The sequence below is a fragment of the Sporomusa intestinalis genome (assembly GCF_055383785.1).
The window spans coordinates 5,118,700-5,144,816 of record NZ_AP042390.1 but is presented as its reverse complement, the minus strand read 5'-3'; the positions used below and the strand labels follow the sequence as shown (position 1 = coordinate 5,144,816).

General features: G+C 51.2%; 26 protein-coding genes. 19 read left to right on the top strand and 7 right to left on the bottom strand.

The window, feature by feature from the left end:
* The first annotated feature begins 215 nt into the window (after positions 1-215).
* The 3 genes from zupT to ACZ481_RS23915 all read left to right on the top strand — a co-directional run bounded on the left by zupT (position 216) and on the right by ACZ481_RS23915 (position 1,826).
* The gene (gene zupT, locus ACZ481_RS23925) at positions 216-1,016 is read left to right on the top strand and encodes a zinc transporter ZupT (RefSeq protein WP_464767849.1); all 801 of its coding nucleotides are present in this window, start codon (positions 216-218) and stop codon (positions 1,014-1,016) included.
* 36 nt (positions 1,017-1,052) lie between these two features.
* The gene (locus ACZ481_RS23920; protein WP_464767848.1) at positions 1,053-1,415 is read left to right on the top strand and encodes a cupin domain-containing protein; all 363 of its coding nucleotides are present in this window, start codon (positions 1,053-1,055) and stop codon (positions 1,413-1,415) included.
* A 132-nt stretch (positions 1,416-1,547) separates the two neighbouring features.
* A complete protein-coding gene (locus tag ACZ481_RS23915; protein ID WP_464767847.1) occupies positions 1,548-1,826 on the top strand; it encodes a hypothetical protein in 279 nt (92 codons plus the stop codon).
* Here the strand turns inward: ACZ481_RS23915 and ACZ481_RS23910 are convergent.
* Positions 1,823-1,951: a hypothetical protein gene (locus ACZ481_RS23910; RefSeq protein WP_464767846.1), complete on the bottom strand. Its 129-nt coding sequence runs from the start codon at positions 1,949-1,951 to the stop codon at positions 1,823-1,825. The two genes, ACZ481_RS23915 and ACZ481_RS23910, sit on opposite strands and share 4 nt — an antisense overlap.
* Positions 1,952-2,009: 58 nt before the next feature.
* Here ACZ481_RS23910 and ACZ481_RS23905 point away from each other — a divergent pair, with 58 nt between their 5' ends.
* From ACZ481_RS23905 to ACZ481_RS23895, 3 genes are all read left to right on the top strand, one after another.
* Positions 2,010-2,684: a response regulator transcription factor gene (locus tag ACZ481_RS23905; protein ID WP_464767845.1), complete on the top strand. Its 675-nt coding sequence runs from the start codon at positions 2,010-2,012 to the stop codon at positions 2,682-2,684.
* Position 2,685: 1 nt separating this feature from the next.
* The gene (locus ACZ481_RS23900) at positions 2,686-3,972 is read left to right on the top strand and encodes a sensor histidine kinase (RefSeq protein ID WP_464767844.1); all 1,287 of its coding nucleotides are present in this window, start codon (positions 2,686-2,688) and stop codon (positions 3,970-3,972) included.
* A 95-nt stretch (positions 3,973-4,067) separates the two neighbouring features.
* A complete protein-coding gene (locus tag ACZ481_RS23895) occupies positions 4,068-4,190 on the top strand; it encodes a hypothetical protein (protein WP_464767843.1) in 123 nt (40 codons plus the stop codon).
* Positions 4,191-4,297: 107 nt separating this feature from the next.
* Here ACZ481_RS23895 and ACZ481_RS23890 read toward each other — a convergent pair whose 3' ends face one another.
* Complete coding sequence (locus ACZ481_RS23890; RefSeq protein WP_464767842.1) at positions 4,298-4,645, bottom strand: DUF4870 domain-containing protein; 348 nt, start codon at positions 4,643-4,645, stop codon at positions 4,298-4,300.
* Between the two features lie 399 nt (positions 4,646-5,044).
* On the opposite strand from ACZ481_RS23890, the gene ACZ481_RS23885 reads away from it, so the two are divergent.
* From ACZ481_RS23885 to ACZ481_RS23825, 13 genes are all read left to right on the top strand, one after another.
* Positions 5,045-6,103 carry an epoxyqueuosine reductase gene (locus ACZ481_RS23885; RefSeq protein WP_464767841.1) on the top strand — a complete coding sequence of 353 codons (1,059 nt, stop codon included), beginning with the start codon at positions 5,045-5,047 and terminating at the stop codon, positions 6,101-6,103.
* A 333-nt stretch (positions 6,104-6,436) separates the two neighbouring features.
* Positions 6,437-6,766, top strand: a complete 330-nt coding sequence (locus ACZ481_RS23880; protein ID WP_464767840.1) for a GNAT family N-acetyltransferase — start codon at positions 6,437-6,439, stop codon at positions 6,764-6,766.
* A gap of 73 nt (positions 6,767-6,839) precedes the next feature.
* Complete coding sequence (gene map / locus ACZ481_RS23875) at positions 6,840-7,586, top strand: type I methionyl aminopeptidase (RefSeq protein ID WP_464767839.1); 747 nt, start codon at positions 6,840-6,842, stop codon at positions 7,584-7,586.
* Between the two features lie 414 nt (positions 7,587-8,000).
* Entirely contained in the window at positions 8,001-9,161 is a 1,161-nt protein-coding gene (locus ACZ481_RS23870; RefSeq protein ID WP_464767838.1) for a DUF3798 domain-containing protein, read from the top strand.
* 136 nt (positions 9,162-9,297) lie between these two features.
* Entirely contained in the window at positions 9,298-10,899 is a 1,602-nt protein-coding gene (locus ACZ481_RS23865) for a sugar ABC transporter ATP-binding protein (RefSeq protein ID WP_464767837.1), read from the top strand.
* Between the two features lies 1 nt (position 10,900).
* Positions 10,901-11,941 (top strand): ABC transporter permease subunit, encoded by a 1,041-nt coding sequence (locus tag ACZ481_RS23860; RefSeq protein WP_464767836.1) that lies wholly within the window; start codon positions 10,901-10,903, stop codon positions 11,939-11,941.
* Positions 11,942-13,054 (top strand): ABC transporter permease subunit, encoded by a 1,113-nt coding sequence (locus ACZ481_RS23855; protein WP_464767835.1) that lies wholly within the window; start codon positions 11,942-11,944, stop codon positions 13,052-13,054. It abuts the gene before it with no gap.
* 21 nt (positions 13,055-13,075) lie between these two features.
* Entirely contained in the window at positions 13,076-14,152 is a 1,077-nt protein-coding gene (locus ACZ481_RS23850) for a M24 family metallopeptidase (protein WP_464767834.1), read from the top strand.
* Between the two features lie 182 nt (positions 14,153-14,334).
* Positions 14,335-14,895, top strand: a complete 561-nt coding sequence (locus tag ACZ481_RS23845) for a helix-turn-helix domain-containing protein (protein ID WP_464767833.1) — start codon at positions 14,335-14,337, stop codon at positions 14,893-14,895.
* A 284-nt stretch (positions 14,896-15,179) separates the two neighbouring features.
* Positions 15,180-16,082, top strand: a complete 903-nt coding sequence (locus ACZ481_RS23840) for a glycyl-radical enzyme activating protein (RefSeq protein WP_464767832.1) — start codon at positions 15,180-15,182, stop codon at positions 16,080-16,082.
* A gap of 6 nt (positions 16,083-16,088) precedes the next feature.
* The gene (gene hypD, locus ACZ481_RS23835) at positions 16,089-18,467 is read left to right on the top strand and encodes a trans-4-hydroxy-L-proline dehydratase (RefSeq protein ID WP_464767831.1); all 2,379 of its coding nucleotides are present in this window, start codon (positions 16,089-16,091) and stop codon (positions 18,465-18,467) included.
* Between the two features lie 210 nt (positions 18,468-18,677).
* Positions 18,678-19,262 (top strand): hypothetical protein, encoded by a 585-nt coding sequence (locus ACZ481_RS23830; protein WP_464767830.1) that lies wholly within the window; start codon positions 18,678-18,680, stop codon positions 19,260-19,262.
* Positions 19,263-19,576: 314 nt separating this feature from the next.
* The gene (locus ACZ481_RS23825; protein ID WP_464767829.1) at positions 19,577-21,028 is read left to right on the top strand and encodes a catalase; all 1,452 of its coding nucleotides are present in this window, start codon (positions 19,577-19,579) and stop codon (positions 21,026-21,028) included.
* A 146-nt stretch (positions 21,029-21,174) separates the two neighbouring features.
* On the opposite strand, the gene ACZ481_RS23820 is transcribed toward ACZ481_RS23825, so the two are convergent.
* From ACZ481_RS23820 to ACZ481_RS23800, 5 genes are read right to left on the bottom strand one after another with little or no spacing between them, the layout of a single operon-like run.
* Positions 21,175-21,888, bottom strand: a complete 714-nt coding sequence (locus tag ACZ481_RS23820) for an ABC transporter ATP-binding protein (RefSeq protein ID WP_464767828.1) — start codon at positions 21,886-21,888, stop codon at positions 21,175-21,177.
* Positions 21,881-22,651, bottom strand: a complete 771-nt coding sequence (locus tag ACZ481_RS23815) for an ABC transporter ATP-binding protein (RefSeq protein ID WP_464767827.1) — start codon at positions 22,649-22,651, stop codon at positions 21,881-21,883. The genes ACZ481_RS23820 and ACZ481_RS23815 overlap by 8 nt, the downstream gene beginning before the upstream one ends.
* On the bottom strand, positions 22,648-23,628 hold the full coding sequence (locus tag ACZ481_RS23810; RefSeq protein WP_464767826.1) for a branched-chain amino acid ABC transporter permease: 981 nt from the start codon (positions 23,626-23,628) through the stop codon (positions 22,648-22,650). Before ACZ481_RS23810 ends, ACZ481_RS23815 begins: the two co-directional genes overlap by 4 nt.
* A gap of 2 nt (positions 23,629-23,630) precedes the next feature.
* Positions 23,631-24,512 (bottom strand): branched-chain amino acid ABC transporter permease, encoded by an 882-nt coding sequence (locus ACZ481_RS23805; RefSeq protein ID WP_464767825.1) that lies wholly within the window; start codon positions 24,510-24,512, stop codon positions 23,631-23,633.
* Between the two features lie 32 nt (positions 24,513-24,544).
* Positions 24,545-25,705 (bottom strand): ABC transporter substrate-binding protein, encoded by a 1,161-nt coding sequence (locus tag ACZ481_RS23800; protein ID WP_464767824.1) that lies wholly within the window; start codon positions 25,703-25,705, stop codon positions 24,545-24,547.
* Between the last annotated feature and the right edge of the window lie 412 nt (positions 25,706-26,117).

Below are 26,117 nucleotides of genomic sequence, written 5' to 3'. Positions count from 1 at the left end.
CTTTCTTAAAATCGAGGGAATGGTTTGCGTAGATTTTTTCGCAATGCAAGGCGGAGGAGCCGCACATATCGGACATATGTAAGGCGACGACAACGAAGCAGGGCGGGAAAAGATGCGCAAACTATCCTTGGTTTTAAGGGAGATGAGGTACTAAGGCAGGAATTATTTCCTGGCATAGCGAAAAATCCATTCATACGGAATGAGGGGGATGGGGAATGAGCGAAAATGTCTGGCTGGCGTTCAGTCTGACCCTGTTGGCGGGACTGGCGACCGGGGCCGGCGGTGCGCTTGCGTTTGTGGCGAAAAAGGACAATATGAAATTATTGTCCGTCGGTCTGGGGTTTTCCGCCGGGGTTATGATTTATGTCTCATTTGTCGAGATTTTGCGCAAGGCGGAGATCGCGCTGACCGCGGACCTGGGGCCGGAGCTGGGACCCTGGGCGGCTGTGGGCTGCTTTTTTGCCGGCATGCTGGCGGCGGCGCTGCTGGATAAGCTGGTGCCGCCCGGCATCAGTTACCACGAAATGCAGATTAATCAGCCGGAAGAAGCGCAGGAAGAGCTTGCCGGCAAGCTGAAACGAATGGGGCTTCTCACTGCTTTCGTCATTGCCATGCACAACTTTCCCGAGGGGATGGCGACGTTTATCGGCGCGCTGGAGGACCCTACACTGGGCGTTTCCCTGGCTATCGCCATTGCCATTCATAATATTCCCGAAGGGATGTCGGTAGCGCTGCCGATTTTTTATGCCACCCGTAGCAAACTGCGCGGTTTCACCTTTGCCCTGCTGTCAGGCCTGGCTGAACCGATCGGCGGTATTATCGGCTATTTTATACTGCGGTCAGTCTTCAGTGAAGGCGTATTCGGTATATCCTTTGCGGCTGTCGCCGGCATCATGGTCTATATTTCCCTGGATGAGTTGCTGCCGATGTCGCGGGAGTCGCACTCGGGGCACGCGTCGATGCTGGGGCTGGTGCTGGGCATGCTGGCCATGGCTGTGAGCTTGTTGCTGTTCTAAGGGCGGCAGCTGCCGAGGCGGCAGGTATAGACAGTAATGAAAAGGGGTGTAATGGTGCGAGATTTCCCTGAGTTCATGAAAAACCCAAAAAATCAGATAAGCAGCACAGAACAAAATACAAAAGACATTGCTGGCTATGTTTACGAAGGCGCGGATGGCAGTCAAATAGCGTTTTGGACATGTTATTCTGACCGCATTTCCAAGAAACACACCCATGCATTCGATGAGTATATGGTGTGTATCTGCGGTCAATATACGGTTATTATAAACGGTAGAGAGTTTGTTCTTAAGCCAGGTGATGAAATCGTAATTCCCAGGGGAACAGAGCAATGGGGAACGTGTATTGCCGGAACAAGAACTATCCATGCGTTTGCAGGGAAACGTATTCAAGGAATTTAAACAAGGCTCAGCTTGGCAGGCCGTTTTTTTATTCCGGATAATTTTACCTTAAGGAGTTTAAAGAAATTTTAAGAAACTGCCTTTATTATGTAATCATGCCCTGGGGCATACATAAAAAAGGGAGGTATTCAGATGAAGGGTATGTTAAAAAGAATCACGGTGTTTTCCATGCTGGGGTTAATGCAGCTGGGGCTGTTCGCCACGGCGGCCGCCGCGCCAAGAGTTGAAGAACCGCCATTTTTTGCGGAGTGCTGCGGGGACCCCATTTGTTTAGAAGAGTGTGCGCAGGGAGTGACGCCTGAATGCAAAAAAAATCATCGCCAACAACCAAGAGCACAGGAAAACAACGATAAACAGCACCTAAATAGAGAGGTTCAGCAGGGCCAGTCCCCCAGTACGTGTAATAACTAGCAAATAATTTCCGGCAGCTTCGGCTGCCGGGCTTTTTTTGCCTGCAGGGAATAATAGCCCCGCTTGGCTGCTAAGCAAGCAGCGCAGCGGGCCGCCATTTTCTTTTGGCACCAGGCAGTAAACATGTCTCTGCCGCCACAGGCGCATACTAGAGGTGGGAATAACAGCTGAAGGAGTCTAACGATGCGCATACTTGTTATTGAAGATGACAATGTTCTGAGAGAGGCGACGATAGCCATTTTAACCGGCGAAGAGTACCTTGTGGATCAGGCGGCGACCGGGGACGAGGGGCTGTATTTAGCAGAACAGGAAATACATGACGTAATTGTATTGGACATTATGCTGCCGGGGGTCAGCGGTTTAGAGATCGTCAAAACACTGCGCGATAAGGGCTGTGCCGTTTCGATCCTGCTGCTGACAGCCAAGGACAGTGTTGACGACCGCGTCCTTGGTCTGGAGTCCGGCGCCGATGATTATCTGGTGAAACCATTTGCTATGCGGGAATTGCTGGCCCGTATCAAAGCGCTTATTCGGCGCACAGGCAATCTCATTATCGAGGACCAGCTGCATTATGGCAGCCTATCGTTGCATAGCAGGCAGAAGGACGGTTTCACAGACGCAGGACCGCTGGGGTTAACGAATAAGGAATATGAAATCCTGGAATTTTTAATGCTCAATAAAGAACAGATTGTAACAAGAGATCAGGTGTTTGACCGGGTTTGGGGCTTGGATTGCGATACTTCCCTGAGCGTTGTCGATATCTATATCCATCATCTGCGCAAAAAACTCAGTGCTTATGGTTTGGATAATTTAATTCAGACTGTCCGCGGCGTTGGTTTTATGCTGAAGGAGAGTTAACATGTTTCGACGTACGCTGACGCAATTGACGGTGTTTAATTCTTTTGTTTTTTTCATTATCTATTTTTTATCGACCTCAATCCTCTATGGGTATCTGTCTTACCGGCTTTTTGACAGAATAGATGAAGCCATGCGCTGGCAAGCCAAGGAATTCAGATTAGCCGATGGCCAGGTTGTGCCCTTAGAGAGCCCGATCTTTGATCCGCGCATTTTTGTCCTGATTCGCAGCACCGACGGCCGGACTTTAAATCCAATTCCGTTTCGTGAACAGGAATTAAAAAATATTGATGAGATTACGGCCGCCATCGGGGTTGGCGAATTGCAAACAGAAGAATATGACGGCCATGTCTACCGGATGATGCGCTGGCCTTATGTCTATGAGGAAAATAGTTACGGCCGGGCGGCGGACTTCCAAATTGAATCTGTCATCGTAATCGGCATTGTCGATTCAGAAATTCAATTGCTCAGTAATTTTCTCTGGCTGATTGTCAGTGGCGGTGTCATCAGTGTGCTGGGCATCGTTTTCGCCGGGTTTCTGCTTGCCAGGCGGGCTATGTTTCCCATCCAGGCAGCCTGGGAAAAACAGCAGCAATTTGTTTCCGACGTATCCCATGAATTGCGTTCCCCGTTGACAGGGATATACAGCAATGCCGAACTCATGCTGCGTTATCCGGACAAGAGCATCAGGGACGAGTGTCACCGCATCAATACGATCATGCAGGAAGCAAAACGGATGACCAAGCTGATAACAAGTCTGCTTACCTTGGCCAGATCCGATTCCGGTCGGTCTGACCTCAGCCTGGGTTTGCTTAATCTCAGTGATGTTGTTACGGAAGTAATCAGCCATTTCGAGGTGTTTACAGAGCTGAAGGCTGTCAGTTTGGCAGCCAGCATTGAGCCTCAGGTGGAAGTAATCGGCGATAAAGACCGGTTGCATCAATTGATCGTCATTCTGCTTGACAATGCTTTCAAATTCACACCGGCAGGCGGTCAGGTCACGGTGATCTGCCGGATCGCCAACCGGAAGGCCCTGATCAGTGTACGCGACACAGGCGCGGGGATCGCACCTGAGCATATTCCGCGCCTATTCGACCGTTTTTTCCGGGGCGATCAGTCCCGGTCAAGAAATTCCGGCGGTACCGGTTTAGGTTTGGCTATTGCCAAATGGATTGTCGAAAAGCACGGCGGTAAAATCAATGTCAGGAGTACAGTGGGAAAAGGAACAGACTTTAGCGTGTCGTTGCCGCTGCCTAAGAAAACAGCCGCAGGCGCGGCAGCCGGCCGATAAACGGTAATTTGAAAATTATGGCAGGTTTTTTCCAGCTTATGCCGAATACTCTATTTTCATAATGGTTTGGCAAAATGAAAGGAGTGTGTTCATTTATGTTAAAACAGCTTTACCAGCAGAAGAAGGCAGCGAAGCAGGGCACAGACACAACCGTTAAGTTACGGGGCAATCAGGGCCTGCGCAGACTGGCTAAAGCAAGGAAGTTATCCCAGGGGTAAGACGGCCGCCCTGCAAGCTCCGGCATCTTTCCATAATACATAAAAACCGCTATTGGCCAATGACCGGCAAATAGCGGTTTCTTTTTTGCGGCCTTGTCAGCCTGTTGCTATAGTTTGCTGACAAGCTTTTGAATGAACGGATATTCGTAGAACTGGCCGTCGGCCGCTTTTATAGCGGCGATAATGGAGGTGATAAGCAGCACCAGCCACAGCAGCCCTATGACCGGTACCAGCAGCAGGCCGATCAACACCATGCATAAGAGGCTGGTAATGACCGAGGCGGCTAATATAGCGAGATGAGCCACTAAGGCCTGTTTGGCGTGGTGGTGGACAAAGGGGTCTTCCTTGCGGAGCAGAAAAATAACCAGGGGAGCGATAATGAAGCCGAGTCCGCCCAATAAATAGGCCAGGTGGGCAAGGATAGCCAGCAGTTTTTGTTCTCCGGTAATATTCATCAACTGTCTCCCTTCTCCGGTTGCATTTTTTTATGGGTTACATGTGAGTTGTCTGTATATCCTTATTATAGCAGATGACTAAGCTGTGTGTGTAGTATAGTGCCGGTATAAGCAAAGTATAAACGCAGATAACGAGGCGGACTAATAAAGTTTTGCAATCGAATCTTGACCAAACCAGGGCAAAAGAGTACAATGAATATAAACGTGTATGTACACATAAACCATTGGCAGGCTGTGCGGAAGGTCGTCGGGCCTGTTTGTGGGCCTAGCTAAGACTGGAAGGTAAGGGAGCAGGCTTTTGTCCATATATGTGTATATACACATGTGGGCCGATTGCCCCGAACCACTGCAAAGGCGGGGCGTGAATATTTAGTATTAGGCAAAGGAGAGGTTGAATAAATGGAAGCATTGGCAACCCAAATAAAAAATGCAGCTTTGAACCTGGGCTATGAAAAGTGCGGCATTATTCCCATCAGGGCTATGGCCGGTTATCAAGACAAGCTGGATGAACGTATCGCCTGTTTTCCCGAGAGCCGGCCCCAACTGAAAAATTTCTACCGTTTTGCCTGTCCCGAGGATACCTATCCCTGGGCAAAATCGATTGTCGTTTGCGCGCGGTATTATGGTAAATATCATATACCCGAACACCTGGCAGGCCTGATCGGCAAATACTATTTAGTTGACAGCCGCATCGACAGCCACGCCGGCGAGCACCAGGACAGTCTGCGGTTTGAGGCCTATATGCAGGAACTGGGGCTTAGGACCGAAACGGAGCGGAAATTTGGCGTTACCGCCTTACGCTGGGCGGCCGCCCAGGCCGGGCTGGGCTTAATCCGCAAAAACAATTTCTTTTATACAGAGTCAGGCTCATGGGTGCATCTGGAAGCCTGGCTGATTGACAAAGAATTAGAAGCGGTGGAAGCGACGACCCTGAAAGCGTGTGCCGCCAACTGCAGTCAGTGCATCAAGGCCTGCCCGACAGCTTCTTTAGCGCAGCCCTATGCTATGAATTTCACAAATTGCGTTTCCTGTCTTACCACCTTCACCGGCCGGGATTTGCCTAACGAAAAATTCCAGGAGGAAATGGGCGGCTGGGTGTATGGGTGTGATGCCTGCCAGGATGTTTGTCCAATGAATAAACAAAAGTGGCAGGCCGCAGAGTCCTTTCCTGCCCTGAGCGAATTGGGCGGGCAGATATCACTGGCAAAGATCCTGACAATGGACTATGAATTTCTGGAGCAGACAATGCAGGCGAAATTTTTTTATATACCCCGGCAGGATGTCTGGAAATGGAAAGCCAATGCGATCAATGCAATGGTCAATGCCTATAAGGAACAATACCGGGAATATATATATGAGGCGTGCCATGACCGGCATGAGAAGGTCAGGGAGATGGCGCAGTGGGCTGTTAGCCGGCTCTGCCTGCAGCCCGCAGAGACCAGGCGGCAGGAGCTATGAGCCTGGTCCCGCCAAGTCTGCCTTCAGCAGCGGATAGTATCCTCTGCTGAAGTTTTTTTTGTCGCCGGCACCAGTGAATGGAATTATGTGTATATTACAAAATAAATGTCGTTTGCCATGGTTTCTGGAATTCTTATGAGACGCGTGCTATAATTTCTAGTAATAAGTACTGCAGCAGAACCGTTTTCAGTGGTGCGGAAAGGAAATGATAGTATGATCATATAGCCAACTGTTAATCAGTATGAAGAACTGCTCAGTGTTTGGGAGGCATCAGTACGGGCGACCCATACTTTCCTGACAGAAGCCGATATTCAGTTCTATAAACCCTTACTTTTGCAGGAGTATTTTCCGCAAGTGAATTTATTTTGCCATCTGGACAACAACCAGAAGATTACCGGCTTTATGGGCATAGTAAAGGATAAGCTGGAAATGCTGTTTATTGATGCCGCTCAACGGGGCACAGGCATTGGCAAGATATTGCTTATGTATGCAATCAAAGAACAGAAGGTAAAGCAGGTAGATGTAAATGAGCAAAATCACCAGGCTGTCGGCTTTTACCGGCATATGGGCTTTAGGGTAGTCAGCCGCGCCGAGGTTGACGCAGCCGGCAAGCCCTATCCTATTTTGTCCATGCTACTGGCCGATCAGGCCGCACCGGGATGAGGGTTTCAGAAGGAGTGCTTCTGCGGGTGAGGCGGTTTGACTCAACTTATGTCACACTGGAAGGAGAATAGCAATGATCATATTCAAATCAGACAGAGAAATCCAGATCATGAGAGAGGCCGGCCGGATTGTGGCCCAGTGCCATGCTGCTCTGGAAAAATCCATTCAACCAGGGATTACTACCAGGGAGTTGGACCAGATTGCCGAAAAATTTATTCTGGCAGCAGGGGGCATTCCCAGTTTTAAAGGCCATCACGGCTTTCCCGCTTGCATCTGCACATCGATTAATGACGTCATTTGCCATGGGATACCGGATCAGACCGCGTTGAAAGACGGCGATGTCATTACAATTGATATCGGCGTTAAGCTGCAGGGATACCATGGCGACTCGGCTTGGTCGTACGCTGTCGGCCAGATAACACCGGACCTGGAGCAATTAATGCGGGTCACTAAGAAATGCCTGGATTTGGGGATTGAGCAGGCCCGGCCCGGCAAGCACATCGGCGATATTGGGGCTGTCATTCAACGGTATGCCGAGCAGTACCGCTATGGCGTTGTCCGTGAATTCTGCGGCCATGGTATCGGGCAAAGTCTGTGGGAGGAACCCCAGATTCCCCATTATGGGCAGCCAGGCCGTGGCCCGGTTATCAAACCGGGGATGGTAATTGCTATTGAGCCTATGATTACCAATGGCAAATGGAAGGCGAAAATTGACAGGGACGGCTGGACGGCCCGGACTGTTGACAACTCGATTTGCATTCAGTATGAGCATACACTTGCTGTGCTCGAGTCAGAAACGGTTATCCTGACGCAATTATAAAATTATTTTTCTTATGCTTGTGTTGCCGGCGAAACGGTAGCGGCCCTGGCGGCTGTCGCCGTAGCAGGGCCTGTTAACACTGTTATGAAATAATGCAATAAGAAACAACACTGAAAACCCGCGGCTGACCACGGGTTTTCAGTGTTGTTTCCGTTTTCGTAACCAGCGGCCGGCTCAGTGTATTGCCGGTTAGTTTAAGAAAATTTACAGATATGAATATTGTCGCCGGATTCGACATTTATTTATATAAAATTCACAATTTATTTACTATTCTAAATTTAATTATTGACCGGATAATATTACCATGTTAATATTAGGTAAATATGGCTAAAAATTAACGAACAGGAAGCGGCTGGTAGTCAAGAGAAGGAAGCTTCTTTTACTAATATTATCAAGAAGGTGGAGGGAGATTCAATGCTGAAGAAGGGTTTTTTGTTGCTGTTCACCTTGCTGTTGCTTGTTGTGTTTACGGGGTGCGGCAGCTCAACAACGTCAGGCGATGCCAAGGCGGACGCTAAGAAGATCAAAATCGGGATCATGACCAACACGGTTGCTCAAAATGAAGAAGAATACCGGGCGGCCGAAAAAATGGTTAAAAAGTATGGGAAAGATGTCATCCTGTTTAAGACTACTCCCGATAATTTTATGAAAGAGCAGGAGACAACCATAGCCAATATGCTGGCTTTTGCTGCTGATCCTGACTGTAAAGCGATTATTATGTGCCAGGCTGTACCGGGAGCAGCCGCCGCCTTTGAAAAAGTAAGAGAAGTCAGGCCTGACATTCTGCTGATTGCCGGTGTGCCGGGGGAAGACCCGGATATGGTTGCCCAAAAAGCGGATATTGTGCTTAATACGGATGAACTGGCTATGGGCAAAACAATTCCCGCCCAGGCGAAGAAATTAGGGGCAACAACCCTGGTGCACTATTCTTTCCCGCGCCATATGTCCTACCCCCTGCTGGCCCAAAGAAGGGATATTATGAAGGTGGAAGCCGAGAAGCTTGGCTTGAAATTTGTTGACGCCACCGCGCCTGACCCGCTGGGGGATGCCGGGGTGCCGGGGGCCCAGCAGTTTATGCTGGAGGATATCCCGCGCAAAATTAACGAGTATGGCAAAAACACCAATTTCTTCAATACCAATTGCGCTATGCAGGAGCCGCTGATTAAGGCCACCCTGGATGCCGGCGGCATTGACGCCCAGCAGTGCTGTCCCAGCCCGTACCATGGCTATCCCGGGGCTCTTGGCATTCAAATTCCGGCAGAGAAAGCCGGTGATGTTGACTATGTGATCGGAGAAATCAAAGCCAAGCTGGCTGAGAAAAACGGCACAGGCCGGTTCTCGACCTGGCCGGTACCGGTTACAATGACGTTCATTGAGGCCGGCGTGGAATACGCCAAAGACTGGGCGGAAGGCAAATTCCCCGAGCGGAACAACAAAGAAATTCTGCTGCAAAAACTATCGGCAGCGGCAGGGACCAAGATCGAGGCTCAAACCCTTAAGACAACCGACAAAACAGGCAAAGAGGTCGTTCTTGATAACTTCTATCTGATTCTTATTGATTATGTAACATTATAAGCGGGAAACTAAGCCTCAGCGGCAGTACTGCCGCTGAGGCTTAGTTGAAAATCGGCTGTTTCCCAGGACAAGGCTGGCTACATAACAGCCTGTTTTGTTTGTACTGTCTGAAAATGTATCCGCAGGGGGATGACAAATGGCTGCAAATTATATACTTGAAATGAAAAATATCGTTAAAGATTATTTTGGCAACAAGGTCTTAAAAGGTGTGAACCTACAGGTGAAACCGGGAGAAATCCATGCCTTGGTCGGCGAAAACGGGGCCGGCAAATCGACAATGATGAATATCCTCTTTGGGATGCCTGTCATCTATAGCACCGGCGGGATTCAAGGCGAGATTACTTTTGACGGCAAGCCGGTGGTTATAGAATCACCCAAAACAGCAATGGATTTGGGCATTGGCATGGTGCATCAGGAATTTATGCTGCTGCCCGGCTTCACGATTACGGAAAATATTAAATTAAACAGGGAAACCACCAGGCACAATCTGGTCAGTAAAATAGCAGGCGCCAGTCTCAGGTCCCTCGATCTGCCGGCCATGCGCAAAGATGCGCAAAAGGCGCTGAAAACGCTGGGGATGAATGTGGATGACTGGCTGCCGGTCGCGGGGCTGCCGGTCGGGTATATGCAGTTTGTGGAGATCGCCCGGGAGATTGACAAGGAAAATATCCGCCTGCTGGTGTTTGACGAACCGACGGCTGTGCTGGCGGAAAGCGAAGCCGATAAGCTGCTTGATACCATGAGAATACTGGCTAAACAGGGGATCGCTATTTTATTTATTACCCATCGCCTGGATGAAGTTCTGGCTGTTGCTGATTCCATCACTGTGCTGCGGGATGGGGCCAATGTCGGCTTTATGAGCCGGGGGGAAGCAAACCTGGAGAAGATCGCCGAAATGATGATTGGGAAAAATGTGGAAAGAATCGTGCAGACAGCCAAAACCGCACAATCCCAGGAAGTAGTGCTGACCATTAGAAACCTGAGTGTGACGATGCCGGGAGAAATGGTGAAAAATATTAATCTGGATATTAAACGGGGCGAGATTCTGGGTTTGGCCGGACTGGCCGGGCAGGGAAAAATCGGGGTGGCCAACGGGGTGATGGGGCTCTACCCTGCCAGCGGGGAAGTGTATAAGGAGCAAAACCGGCTGGAACTCAATAATCCTAAAAAAGCCATCCAGAACAAGCTGGCTTTTGTTTCCGAAGACCGGAGAGGTGTGGGCCTGCTGCTGGACACCTCGATTGAGCTGAATATTATGATGACAAGCATGCAGATACGCGGGGAATTTCTCAAGCCTTTGCTGGGAATAAAGGCCATCCAGATGGCTGATTATAAAAAAATCCGCGAACATGCTCTCCGGATGATTAAAGACCTTGATATCCGCTGCACCGGGCCGACGCAAATCACCCGGCGGCTCAGCGGCGGCAATCAGCAGAAAGTATGTGTGGCCAGGGCTTTGACCCTGCAACCGGATATCTTATTTGTTTCCGAGCCGACAAGAGGCATTGACATTGGCGCCAAAAAATTACTGCTCGACTTGCTTGTCAAACTTAATCAGGAATGGGGTATGACCATTATCGTTACCTCCAGCGAGCTTAGTGAACTAAGATCGATTTGCGACCGGGTTGCTATTATTTACGGCGGAAAAATCGAAGCCCTATTGAGTCCGACGGCACCGGACGTTGAGTTTGGCTTAGCCATGGCCGGCAAGTACAGTGGCCGGGAGGAGGCTGTATAATATGGAACTGTGGCGCAGGCTGACTGATAAATACGGCTATCCCAAGGTTTGCATTACGATCTTTCTGGCATTTTTGATTATTCTGGCAGTGTTTCAAAAGCAGGACATTCCGGCCATGGCCGGCGATTCCATGGTGAGAATCGCTATGAACGGTATCCTGGTCCTGGCTATGGTGCCCAGTATTGTAGCCGGCACGGGGATAAACTTCGGTTTGTCTTTAGGCATTATTACCGGGCTGCTGGCCGGCTGTATCAGCATTGAAATGGATATGCGGGGGATGGCGGCGTTTATGTGGGCGGTGGCCATATCGATACCTCTGTCGGCGGCCATGGGCTATTGGTACGGCTGGATTCTCAACAAGGTGAAAGGCGATGAGATGACAGTAGGTACCTATATGGGGTTTGCCATTGTATCGCTGATGTCGATTGGCTGGCTGATCATGCCGTTTACAAGCCCGGAGATGATCTGGGCCATTGGCGGCAGCGGCCTGAGGACCACCATATCCCTCAGCGGCCGGTATGCTAAAGTACTGGATGATTTTCTGGCGATTCCGTTTTTCGGCTCGCAGATTCCAACCGGCGCGATCTTGTTTGTTGCTATTTTTTGTTTGCTCATGTGGCTGTTTATGAGATCCAAAACCGGTATTGCGATGATGGCCGCAGGCGATAATCCTCAATTCGCCGTCGCCACCGGGATTGATGTGGACAGGCAGCGGATGATTGGCACCGTCATGTCGACAGTCCTGGGCGGGATCGGCATGCTTGTATACTCCCAGAGTTTTGGTTTTTTGCAGCTTTACCAGGCGCCGCTCATGATGCCCTTTGCGGCGACCGCCGCGATTTTAATCGGCGGCGCGACCGCCAAAAAAGCGACAATTGCCCATGTGGTGGCCGGGACCATCCTGTTTCAAACCCTGTTAACCATATCGTTGCCTGTTATTAATTCGGCAGTCAATGTCGGCAATTTGTCGGAGGTCATTCGTATTATTGTCAGCAACGGGGTTATCCTCTACGCTTTGACAAAAGTGGGAGGGAATCACTAGATGAATACAGGCTTGGCAACCCAGGCGAAACAGGTGTTGGCCTTTGGCTGGCTGAAAAACTTTCTCCGGGCCCATACGGTACCGTTAATTTTCCTGGTTTTATGTATTGCTACCACCATTGCTTCGGAATTGCCGTTAAAATTTGTCATCAACGAACTGGTGGTCCGCCTGTCCAGAAACCTGTTTCTGGTCATCGCCCTGATTATTCCCGTCCTGGCGGGCATGGGGCTTAACTTTGCCCTGGTCATCGGCGCTATGGCCGGGCAGATTGGCCTGATTGCGGTTAAGATCTGGGATATTGGCGGACTGGCCGGCTTGGCCGCCTCGATCCTGGTCGCTACGCCGTTTGCGGTTTTATTTGGCTATCTTACCGGTATGACCTTAAATAAGACCAAAGGCCGGGAAATGATCACAAGCATGATCCTGGGTTTTTTTGCGAACGGGCTGTGGCAATTGGTGTTTCTGCTGTTTATCGGCACGCTGATTCCTGTTTACAATCCGGAAATAGTTCTGAAAAGCGGTGTGGGCTTAAAGAATGCGATTGATCTTAAGTTTATCCAGTATTCTTTGGATAAGCTGCTTTATTTCCAAATCGGCGGCATCACCATTCCGGTCATGACCTTTCTCACCGTCATTTCCCTGGCGTGGTTTACCCGGTTTATTGTCACCACCAAAATCGGGCAGGATTTCCGGGCCCTGGGTCAGGACCTGCATATTGCGCAGGTGGCCGGGATTCCCACCGATAAAATCCGCCTGATTGCGATCACCATATCGACGATCCTGGCCGCCTGGGGCCAGATCATATTCTTACAGAATATCGGCACCCTGAATACCTACAATAGTCATGAACAAGTGGGGATGTTCGCGATTGCCGCCCTGTTAATCGGTGGCGCCACGGTGGCCAAAGCGACAATTACCGATGCCGTCATCGGCACGCTGCTTTTTCATACGTTGTTTATTGTATCACCGCAGGCCGGCAACAATTTGTTTGGCGATGCGCAGATCGGCGAGTTTTTCCGGGTATTTATCGCCTACGGCATTATCGGCGTATCGCTGCTGCTCCATGCCTGGCACAAATACATGGAGAGCAAAAGAAAAAGCATGCTGGAATAGCTAAAAAGGGAGGAATATGTAATGAAGCAGGAACGGGTTGATAACGTATTGAAAAAAATGGCTGCTGCCGGCCTTCCCCAATTAGTGATTACTGATCCCGCGGCTGTCTTTTATCTTACCGGTGCCTGGATTCACCCGGGGGAAAGGCTGCTGGCGCTGTATCTTAGCTGCAGGGGCAAGCACAAACTGTTGATTAATAAGCTGTTTCCGGTAGAGGCCGACCTGGGGGTCGATAAAGTCTGGTTCGATGATACCCAGGATGCAGTCGCGGTCCTGGCCGGCTGTATCGAAGCCGGGACCCCGGTTGGCGTGGACAAAAACTGGCCGGCCCACTTTTTATTAAGGCTGATGGAGCAGGCCGCCGGCAGCCGGTTTGTAAACGGTTCGGTCCTGTTAGACCAACTCCGGCAGTGCAAGGATCAACAGGAGCGGGACCTGATGCGTCAGGCCTCGCAACTCAATGACCAGGCAATGGCGCAGCTGATACAGCTTATTCCCGGAGGCTATTCCGAGCACAAGCTGGCCCAGCGTTTGACTGCTATTTATGACGAGCTGGGCACCGGCGGCTGCTCGTTTGCCCCGATCATCGCCTATGGCGCCAATGCGGCCGATCCCCACCATGAACCGGATGGCTCCGTCCTGCAGGCCGGGGAGAGTGTCATAATTGACATTGGCTGTAAAAAGAACGACTATTGCGCTGATATGACCCGGACGGTATTTTACCAATATGTGCCGGCTAGTGCGGAAAAAATCTATGATGCGGTGCTTGAGGCCAATAAACGGGCGATTAATAAGATTAAACCGGGGGTCCGGTTTTGTGACATTGATGCTGCTGCCAGAGACCATATCGAAGCCGCCGGGTACGGCCAATATTTTACCCACCGCACTGGGCACTCCATTGGTCTTGAGGTCCATGAGCCGGGTGACGTTTCTGCCGCCAACGCTAGTCAGGTACAGCCAGGCATGATCTTCTCCATCGAACCGGGAATTTATTTGCCCGGTGTGGCCGGGGTGCGGATTGAAGATTTGGTTTTGGTAACAGAAACAGGCTGTGAGGTATTAAACAAATTTGACAAAAAGCTTACCATTGTAGGCTAGGCAGACTACGCCCATATGTTTTTCTTAGGCCTATTAGCTGACGTGCTGATAGGCTTTTTTACCACAATGGCAGTATATTCATGGGTATAAACAAAATTCATTTATATAAAATATGTGTTGTTTTCAGACACCATATATTATTATATACATAATATGATCACGTTAAGACATGAGGGATTGTTATGAACAAAGATATTGGCAGCAAGGTTAAAGAGCTGCGAACCCGAAAAAAGATGACCCTGAAGGATGTAAGTGAGAAAACCGGTCTGTCAACCGGCTTTTTATCCCAGCTGGAACGGGGTTTAACCTCCATTGCGGCTGACTCGCTGGAAAAGGTTGCGGCGGCGGTGGATGTTGATTTATCCTATTTTTTTGTCGGCTATACCAGACACCGCAGTTCTATTATCCGCAGCTATGAAAAAGAAGTGTTTCAAATTATCAATGGCCGCTTTATTCATTACCATTTAACCAATGACACCGGAGAAAAATCAATATTGCCAAGATTAATTGAACTTTTGCCGATCAACTGTGAAGAGGATATCTCTCCCTATGCCCACGAGGGGGAAGAGTTTGTATATGTGCTGGAAGGGACCTTGACGCTTTTTCTCAACAACGAGCAATTTGAGCTGTTTCCCGGTGATTCGGCCCACTATAGCTCCAACCTTGTTCATAATTGGGCCAACTACACCAATAAATTAGTAAGGCTCATTGTCGCCAGCGCACCCAACCCCTTTAAGGAATAGGGGGACAAGGGCCCGGAATTAGCACCTTACATTACCGGCGGCCGGCGATATGATTCTGCCGGCGCAAAGTGAGGTGACACATTAGTCCCGAATTTCAGACAATGTCACAAATAATTTAGCCCAATTCTGGGACGGCGGCAATCAATGGTCTGGCGGCGGAGGCTTGCCGGTGTTTTGGCGGCAGCCGCTGTTTGGCATGGTTATTGCAATATATATTATTGCCGGGCTAATGAGGGCAGTGAGCGTTACAGCCGGCAATAGTGGTTGTGATGGGAGGTGATCTATTGCAGACAGGAACAGTATTTAATATTCAGAAATATTCCATCCATGATGGTCCGGGCATACGCACTACTGTATTTTTGAAGGGCTGCCCCTTGGCCTGTCAGTGGTGCCATAATCCGGAAAGTATGGCGATGGCCCAGGAAATCGTTTTTTTGCAAAACAAATGTATCGGCTGTGGCGACTGTGGGCAAAGCTGCCCCTATAAAGCCCTGACAGTAACTGAACCGGGGTTGCTGACAGCGGCGGCAAGCTGCAGGGCCTGTGGGGCCTGTACGGAGGCCTGCCCAACCGGCGCCAGGGAGCGGGTTGGCAGGCCGGTGACGGTGGCCGAGGTTATGAAAGAGATTGAGAAAGACCGGGTTTTTTATGAAGAATCGGGCGGCGGGGTTACTTTTTCCGGCGGCGAAGCCTTACTGCAGCCGGACTTTCTGGACAGTCTGCTTACCGCCTGCAAAGCCGGCGGCCTGCATACGGCTTTAGATACCTCCGGTTATGCCGCCTGGCCGTCAATTGCCAGGATAAAAGACAAGGTGGATTTGTTTCTCTATGATCTGAAACATATGGATGACGGCAAGCATCGGCTGTACACCGGTGTCTCCAACCAGCTTATATTGGCGAATCTAAAAGAGCTGACCGCCAGTCACCGTAAAATCTGGATTCGCGTGCCTGTTATACCCGGCCTCAACGACGATGGGGAAAATATAAAGGCAATGGGCGCTTTTTTAGCGGCTTTGCACCTGAGCGAGGTTTTTCTGCTGCCGTATCACCATATCGCCGCCGATAAATACAGGCGGCTGGGCAGGACCTACCGCCTTGACGGCCTGCAGCCGCCGTCAAGCAAACAAATGGCTGAGGTTTCCCAGGGATTGGCGGCATTTGGCATAACCGCAAAAATAGGAGGGTGAGAAAAAATGGCTACAGGCAAGAACATCAATAGCAGGGTGCAGACATTACGGGACCAGAGTGTTGCTGCGGTGCCGCGGTTATCTATCGAAAGAGCCAGACTGGTAACCGCAGCCTACAAACAATACGCTGGCAAGGTTTCGGTTCCGGTTCTGCGGGCCTTAACCTTTCAATATTTAATGGAAAATAAGACAATTTGCATCAATGACGGGGAACTCATAGTCGGCGAGCGGGGCACCGGGCCGCAGGAGGCCCCGACTTACCCGGAGCTATGCTGCCATACTGTCGACGATTTTGTTATTATGGATAAGCGGGATAAGATATTCTTTAAGGTGGACGAGGAGACCAAACGCATTCAGGCCGAAGAAATTATCCCCTTCTGGCAGGGAAAAGCGATTCGTGATTTAATGTTTGCCCAGATGACTCCAGCCTGGAAGGATTGTTATGAGGCGGGAATCTACACAGAATTCATGGAACAGCGGGCACCGGGCCATACGGTTGCCGGCGGGAAAATCTATCAGCAGGGCTTTCTCGATTTTAAACAAGAGATCGAGGCCCGGCTGGCGGCCCTGGACTATCAGCAGGACCCCGCAGCGTATGATAAGCAGGAAGAGTTAACCGCGATGGCCATTTGCTGTGATGCGATTATCACTTTTGCCCGTAGGCATGCCGATATGGCCAGCGAGCTGGCCGGCAAAGAGCAGAATCCAGCCAGAAAGAAAGAACTGGCGGAGATTGCCGATATTTGCCGCCAGGTACCGGCCCGGGCACCGAGAACCTTCCGGGAAGCGCTGCAGATGTACTGGTTTGTCCATCTCAGCGTTATTACCGAATTAAATACCTGGGATTCCTTCTGCCCGGGCAAGCTTGACATTCACCTGTATCCGTTTTATGAACGGGAGCTTCAGGCCGGTACCCTGACGCGCGAGGCGGCCAAGGAGCTGTTGCAATGCTTCTGGATCAAATTTAATAATCAGCCGGCGCCGCCCAAGGTTGGGATTACACTGCAGGAAAGTGCCACCTATACGGACTTTTGCAATATCAATATCGGCGGGATTAAGCCGGACGGCAGCAACGGCGTCAATGAGGTTTCTTATTTGCTGCTGGACATTGTTGAGGAGATGGAACTGCTGCAGCCCAGCACCAATGTGCAGGTCAGCCGGAAAAACCCGGATCAGTTTGTGCTGCGGGCGGCCGAGGTCATCCGGGCCGGTATGGGCTTTCCCTCGGTTTTCAATACCGACGCGGTCCTGGAAGAGCTTCTCCGCCAGGGAAAAAGCCTGGAAGACGCGCGCGGCGGCGGCACCAGCGGTTGTGTCGAGGTCGGCTGCTTCGGCAAAGAGGCCTATATCCTGACCGGTTACTTGAATCTTGTCAAAATCCTGGAGATTACCCTCCATAACGGCCTCGATCCCCGCACCGGCAAACAACTGGGGCCCAAAACAGGGGACCCGGCCCAATTCAGTTCCCTGGATGAACTATTGGCGGCCTTTACGCAGCAGGTGCAACATTTTGTGGATATTAAAATCAAAGGCAACAACATCATCGAAATGCTGTATGCCAAATATATGCCGGCTCCCTTTATGTCCATTGTCATTGACGACTGCATTGCCCAAGGCCGGGATTATAATGCCGGCGGGGCCAGATACAATTCCCGCTATATCCAGGGGGTTGGCATCGGCAGTATCACCGACTGCCTGGCAGCCCTTGCATACCATGTGTTTGATCATAAAAGGTTCTCCCTGACTGAACTGCTGGACATTGTAAAGTCTGACTTTGCCGGCCAGGAGAAGGTACGCCAGCTGCTGCTGAACAAAACCCCGAAATATGGCAATGACGATGATTATGCCGATGCAATTATGCTCAAGGTATTTGAGATTTTCCATGAGGCCGTAAACGGCAGGAAAACACCGACCGGCGGCACGTACCGGATCGAGATGCTGCCGACTACCTGCCACGTATATTTCGGGGCCGTGATCGGCGCCACTCCGGACGGGCGCAAAGCGGGCCGGCCTCTTTCCGAAGGGATATCGCCAGTCCAGGGGGCAGACAAAAACGGTCCGACGGCGGTCATTAAATCAGCAGCGAAAATGGATCAGCTCCGAACCGGCGGCGCTTTGCTGAATCAAAAATTCACCCCCCAGGTCGTACAGGGCGAGGAGGGACTGCGCAAACTGAAAGACCTGATCCGGGCCTACTTTAAGCTGGACGGCCACCATATTCAATTCAATATCGTCGATGCCGGGACCTTAAAAGCGGCGCAAAAGAACCCGGAGAGCTACAACAACCTGATTGTTCGGGTAGCCGGCTACAGCGATTACTTCAATAATCTTACCAAAGACCTGCAGGACGAAATTATCGAAAGAACGGAACAGCAGGCGTTTTAGCCGGCGGCGGCAACTGCCGGGACCGGCAACAGCACCAAGCAGAGTCAACTCATGGCAACCGTGCGTTGACTCTGCTTGCGATTTTCAACCATAGCCCCGGTGTCTGTGGTTTGGCAAAAAAAATTATGTCAATTAGTTATCAGAATCTTCTTGGATTTAAGTAAACAAAGTGATATGATATGGAAGGGAATAATGTAGGGAGATGGTTATATGAAAAAATTTATGCTGTGTTTTACGGTCCTGCTTTTTTTTATGTTTGCAGTTAGTGTCGGCAGTGTGTCAGCTAATCCCCCGGCTACTGAAGCCAGTGTCAAGCAAGTGCTCATTTTGCCTCATCTTAATTCTACCGCAGAAACCAAAGATTACATCGGCGAAACTGTCCAGGAGAAGTTTACCCAACAATTTGCCAATGAAAAATATCAAACGGTTCCCGCAGAAAAAGTACAAAGCATTTTGTCCGCCAACCAGTATGACCCATCGAATCTGGAATTGCCGGACAATGAGCTAATGCGGCGGTTGGCGCAGGAAACCGGTGCCGACTACGTGATTGCCATGGAGATCGTTCATTTTATGAACTCAAGGCATGCCAGCTTTTTCTCAACCTCGGCCAAAAGCGAGGTAAAACTTCGCTATAAAGTCTACTCCAAAGGCGCGGATAAAATCACTGCTTTCCAAACAACCGGCAAAGGCAATAACAAAGTAACCTCAATTGGTGTACCCGGAATCGGCACCGCGATGAAAAGAGGGATTACGGAAGCAATGGATGAGGCCTTGGTAAAAATCGAAAAGCTATAAAATAGGCTGAAGATCAGTTGGCGGTAACCCCCAGCCGCACCTCAGCGTATTCATGGGCTCCCATGCAGGCAGAAGGAATGTTGGCCTGCATGGGAGTTTCTTATGCACTAATGACTTTTACCGGCAACAAGGATAGGGATTGTGTTGCCCTCAACTGTCATTGGAACAAGGGCTGGCGTTGTGATTGGCACAGAAACAAAATCCCTGTCCCCGTGTTTTTCTGTGTTTTTAATGAAGCGATGATTAAAACTTATTCTGAGCAATCCCGCTATTCAATATAATCATAATAGATTTTACGATTTGGGGGAGAGGATATGCCAAAACGCTATCTTACCAGCAATGAGGGGGCACCTGTTACCAATGACCAGCAAGCCTTAAGTGTCGGGCAGCGGGGACCAATTTTACTTGAGGATACCGTTTTTCTGGAAAAAATCGCCCATTTTGACCGGGAAAGAATTCCAGAACGGGTGTTGCATGCAAAAGGCGCCGGCGCTTTCGGTTTTTTCAGACCCTATAGCTCACTGGCGGCCCTGACGAAAGCCAATTTTTTGCAGGACCCGGAACAGGCAACGCCGGTGTTTGTCCGGTTTTCGTTAGCAGGCGGTTCTCTGGGCGGTGCGGATACAGTGCGGGATATCAGAGGGTTTTCGGTAAAGTTTTACACAGACCAAGGCAATTATGATATTGTGGGCAACCATATCCCGGTATTTCCGCTGCGCGATCCAATTCAGTTTCCGGACCTGGTTCACGCCCTGAAGCCTGACCCGGTTACCAATGTCCGGGGCGGGCCGATCGCCGCCAGCCGCTTTTGGGATTTCATGTCCTTACGGCCGGAGTCTATCCATTTCCTCACTTACTTATTTGCGGATAATGGCACTGCCAAAAGCTTCCGGACGATCCCGGGCTATGGGGTCAACACGTACAAGTGGGTCAATATGCGGGGGGAAGCGGTATATGTTAAGTATCACTGGGAGCCCTGCGCCGGTATTGAATATATCGACAGCAAGACCGCAGCCATGCTTGCCGGCACCGATCCGGATATAGCGCGCCGGGATTTATTTGATACCATCGCTGCCGGCCGGCCGGTTGAATTTGAGCTGCGAGTCCAGACCATGGATATAAAAGAGGAGTGTGAACAGCCCTTTGATCCCCTGGATGCGACTAATATCTGGCCGGAAGATGTATTTCCGCTGAAGCCGGTAGGAAAAATGGTACTGGATAAAAATCCGGATAATTTTTTTATTGATGTTGAGCAGGCTGCTTTTTCACCGGCGGCTCTGGTGCCGGGAATAGAGTTTACCGATGACAAAATACTGCAGGGCCGTATCTTTGCCTATGGGGATACGCAAAGATACCGGCTTGGCGTCAACTATCTGGAACTGCCCACCAACAGGCCGCGCAAGCCGGCAGACAACAAGATGCAGGACGGAGCCATGCAGACCATGTACAGCGGGGGCGTTGCCAACTATCTGCCTAATACATTAGGGGGCGGGACGCCCATGCCGGCGCCGGCGGCCGGCAAGCCGGCCCGGGCCCATATTGCCGGTTGTGCCGTCCGGCAAGAGAGCGGCGGCGACATTTATTATCAGGCCGGTTTTAGGTACCGGACCATGACGGCTATGCAAAAGAGACATCTGGTTGCCAATATTGTTGAAAATCTAAGTCAGGCCTATGAGCCTATTCAAAGAAGAATGATTGAGCATTTCTTACGGACAGACAGCGAGCTGGGCCGGAGAATAGCCCAGGGCATAAACCTGCTGATCTGATAAATACCTAGGCGATGATAAGGTTTCGGCCGGCAGCACTGTGATCTGCTTTAAGCGGCCAAGTGTCTGTGAGCAAGCGGAAAACCGTGTTAATTTTACGGACAAATCAACACGGTTTTATGGCGGGAAAGCGGGTGTGTGGCCTGCTAGCAAACTTTCCGGCCGCCTAAATAGGCCTCCATCACCCGGGGGTCATTGGCAATTTCAGCGGCTTGGCCGTGGAGAACAATCCGGCCTGTCTCCATGACATACGCATAATGAGCAATCTTAATTGCCTGACGGACATTTTGCTCAACCAGCAGGACCGTTGTTCCCTCGTCATTAATCTCCTGGATTACTTTAAATATATCGGCGACTACCAGCGGGGCCAGGCCCATGGAGGGCTCATCCAGGAGCAGCAGCTTTGGCCGGGCCATTAAGGCCCGCCCAATGGCCAGCATTTGCTGCTGGCCGCCGGACAAGGTCCCCCCCAACTGCTGGTGGCGTTCCGCCAAAATGGGGAAGCGGGCGAAAACTTTTTCCAGATCGCTCAGGATAGCGCTGTCTGTACGCTGGTAAGCGCCCATCTCCAAATTCTCCAGCACTGTCATCTGCGCTAAGATGCTGCGCCCTTCAGGCACGAGCGATATTCCCCGGTTGACTACCTTATGCACAGCCAGACCGGCAATGTTTTGCCCCTGGAAGGAGATTTGACCGGCTGACGGCTGAACCATGCCCATGATGGTTTTCATTGTTGTTGTCTTGCCGGCACCGTTGGCGCCAATTAGGGAGACAATTTTGCCTTTAGGGACGGCAAGGTCGATTGACTTTAAGGCGTTAATATTACCATAACCGGCAACCAGCCGTGAAATCTCAAGCATCTCCCTTATCCTCCTTTCCCAGATAGGCCTCAATCACCTGCGGGTTTTCCTGGATGCTGGCAGGGGGGCCCTCGGCAATCTTCCGGCCAAAGTTTAACACGACAAAACGCTCACATACGTTCATCATCAGGTGCATGTCATGTTCAATCAGGATGACTGCCTTGCCCAGCTGCCGGATTTGCGCAATCAGCTGCCGCAGGTCCTCTGTTTCACTTTCATTCATACCGGCGGCAGGTTCATCCAACAGCAGCACCTCCGGATCCGAGGCCAGGGCCCGGGCAATTTCCAGACGGCGCTGTTGGCCATAGGCGAGCGCACCGGCCAGGGTATTGGCTGCAGCACCGATGCCTGTCAGTTCCAGCATGGCGCGGGCTTGGCCGCGGATGGTTTTTTCTTCCTCCCGCTGCGCCCTGGTCTGCCATAAGCCTTGCCAGAGACCGGCGCGGGTACGGCAGTGGGCGCCAACCATAACATTCTCCAGCGCTGTCATCTGACCGAACAGGCGGATATTTTGAAAGGTACGGGAAATCCCCAGTTTGGTAATCTTATGGGGCTTTAAGCCGACGATGGTTTTATCCTGGTAAACGATGCGGCCGGCACTAGGCGGCAGTACGCCGGTAATCAGGTTGAACAGAGTAGTTTTGCCGGCGCCGTTAGGGCCGATTACCCCCAGGATTTCCCGTTTATTGACATGAAAGCTGATATCAGCTAACGCCGCCAGCCCGCCAAAATTTTTGCTGACTTTTTCCAGTGCCAGGATCATCCTGCCGACCTCCTTGTGGGTTCCGCCTGTTCCTGCGCTGGCGAAGCGGTGTTAAGCCTGGACTGCCAGTAGCGGATGGTTTCTTCGCTGATCAGTCCCTGGGGGCGGAAGATCATCATGATCACAAGAATACCGCCATAAATCATGGCCCGGTAGTCGGCAGCCGCGCGCAGTACTTCCGGCAGGGTTGTCAATAGGACCGAGCCCAGCAGCGGCCCCCACACCACATTGCTGCCGCCGAATACGGCAAAGAGCAGGATTTCAACCGCCCGGTGATAGGAAAAGTCCTTGGGGCCAATATAAAAGGTAATATGAGCTGCCAGCCCGCCGGCAATCCCGGCCACAAAAGCGCCGAGAAAAAAGGCCAGCAGCTTGTAATTGGTGGTATTTACGCCTGACACTTCCGCCGCATGCTCGTCAGCCTTAATGGCGGCAAAGGCCCGGCCGATTCTGGAGTTGCGCAGCCGGACGGCAAAAAAAACGATAAAAGCCAGGATCGCCGCCAAAACGGCAATAACCGCTACATTGCTGAGTTGCTGCAGGCTGAAGCCGGCCAAGCCCTGGCTATAGCCCAGGGCAGAAAGCTGTTTGCCGATCAGCACCCCCAGGGAGGGGATGCCGGCAAGGCCTAACGCCCCGTTCGTAATTTTCAGGTTGAGAATAATGACTCTGACGACCTCGCCAAAACCGAGGGTGGCAATTGCCAGATAGATGCCCTGCAGCCTGGTAGCGGGAATGCCAATGACTGCGGCCGTCAGGCAGGCGGCCAAACCGCCGGCCGGGATGGCCAGATATACGGGCAGAGCAAGTTTTAGCGTCAGCAGGGCGGAGGTATAGGCGCCTACGCTCATGAACCCCGCATTTCCCAGCGACAGCTGTCCTGTGGCCAGGGTTAAATAAATACTGATGCCCAACATGGCGTTAATCAGAATGAACATCAGAATCTGGAGATAATATGGATTTAAGAGGGTGTCCATGGCTACCGCCCTCCCTGAGGCGCGCTGCCGCCAAACAAACCCTGGGGCCGCACAAATAATAAGATCATGATTAGGCCGAAGGCGACGGCATCCCGGTAGGAGGAATCGCCGTAGGCGACGCTAAATACCTCGGCAATACCTAACAGCAGGCCGCCGACCATGGCGCCGGTTATATTGCCAAGACCGCCCAGGATTAATACCGCCAGGCCTTTGAAACCCATGGTAATGCCCATCGTCGGTTCGACGGCATTAAATGCCAGCCCGACGAGGACGCCGGCTACGGCCCCGAGTCCGGAAGCCAGCATAACCGTCATGACAATGACCCGGCGGGTGTCAACACCCAACAGGCCTGCTGTTTCAATATTTTCGGCTGTGGCCCGGATGGATTTGCCGGCCTTGGTTTTAGCCAGCCAAAAGCGCAGCACCAGCATGAGACCAAAAGAGATAGCCAGAATGATAAGCTGGATAAAGGAAATCTTAAATATTCCCAGATCCAGCAGCTGTCCGGCGAAGACCGGCGGGAAGGACTGGGCCTGGGGGCCAAATAGCTTAAGGGCCAGGCTTTCCAGAAAAATAGATACCCCAATCGTGCTGATCAGCGGCGCCAGGTGGGAGACTTCTTTGCGGCGCAGGGGGCGCAAGGCCACCCGTTCCAACAGGTAGCCAAGCACGGCCCCGGTAAGCATGGACCCGGCCAGAGCGCCAATAATACCGATATTGAACTTTGTGACAAGCATCAAGCCGACAAAAGCCCCAATCATGAATATTTCGCCATGGGCCATATTCACAATGTTTAGTACGCCGAAGATCAAAGTATAGCCTAAGGCAATGACTGCATAGGTGCTGCCTAATGTGAGGCCGTTGACCACTTGCTGCAAGAACACGAGCTTCACTCCTCGTTGGTTATTTTTTCATACTATTTTAATTCAGTAAACTGGCCGTCTTTGACGACAAGGATGGTAACCTCCATCGCCGGGTTGCGTTTGGCATCAAAAGCGAATTTGCCGGTAACACCAGGGAAATCTTTTACGTTGGCCAGGCTGTCCCGGAGTTTCTGCCGGTCGGTTGTGGTGCCGGCTTTTTCCAGCCCGTCGGCCATGATATACAGGGCGTCATAAGCCTGGGCGGCAAACTGGTCGGGTTCTTTGTTGTATTTTGCCTTATAGGCAGCCACAAACTGCTTAACCTTTTCATCGTCTTTACCCGGGAACCAGGGACTGGCCACAACAACGCCTTCTGCGGCCGCGCCGCCGGCTTTAATTAATTGGGGGGAGTTGAACCCGTTATTGCCGACAATCGGCACGGTAATGCCTAGCTCCCTGGCCTTTTTTAAAATAAGCGCAGCCTCCTGATATAAGCCGGCCACCATAATTGCATCAGGTTGCAGGGCGGCGATCTTGGTCAGCTGAGCGGAAAAATCAGTGTCTTTATCAGCAAAGGTTTCCACTGCCACCGTGGCCATGCCATTGTCTTTTATTGCCTGTTCAAAAGTTTTAAAGCCGGATACGGCCCAGTCGTTATTATTTGAATACATGACAGCCACTTTTTGCAGGCCGAGCTTTTCCTTGGCCTTCTTTACCGCGTGGGGAATGGCCAGCGATTCCGGTAAGGCATTGCGGAAGACATAGTCACCGATGTCTGTTATTCCCTCCGCCGTGGTTGAAGTACCCATAATCGATACCCCGGCCTGGCTGGCAATCGGGCCTACGGCAAACATTTCCCCGCTCAGGGTCGGGCCGATTATGCCAATTACATTATCCTTGTGGATCAGTTTATTAGTGGCATTAATGGCCTCGTTTTTATCCCCTTTGGAGTCTTCAAAAATGAGCTCGATTTTAACCTTGCCCCTGCTGTTGATTTCATCCCGGGCCAGCTCCAGGCCCTGCTTAATCGCTTCGCCATAAGCAGCGCCGCCGCCGGTAAGATACGATACCACCCCGATTTTGGCTGTACCGCCTGCTTCCTGGCCGGCTGGGGCTGCCGGCTGGCTGCCGCCACAGCCGGCGGCGGCAGCGGCCAATACCAGGGCCAGGGCAGCTGCCGACCATTTTTTGAACTTATTGCGCATAGTAAACATACCAATCCTCCACCTTTGCTTTTTATTTTAAACTGCTTCAGCTACGGTCCGATTACCACTAACTGTCCTCAACCCCCTTAAGAAAAGCTGAAGCCCCTACTGGCAGAACTCTCTGCCAGTAGGGGCGAATGCGCGGTACCACCCTACATTGTACTCTTTATGGCCGCCGGGAAGCGGACAGCCTCTTTAACGCCGGGCGGCGCCCCTGTCTGTTGTATACTTCACAATGTATACAAGTCAACAGGAGAGTTCATGGGCGAGGTAACGGCCACAGTCACACACCGGCTTGCACCAGCCGCCGGCTCTCTGCAGTGTTTGTCCTGTTGCTTTCATCCCAATCATTACTTGTACTGCTGTAATTAAACAATTTCTCCCGCAAAGCCTGATTTGTTTACAGTTTTGTTTGTTAATG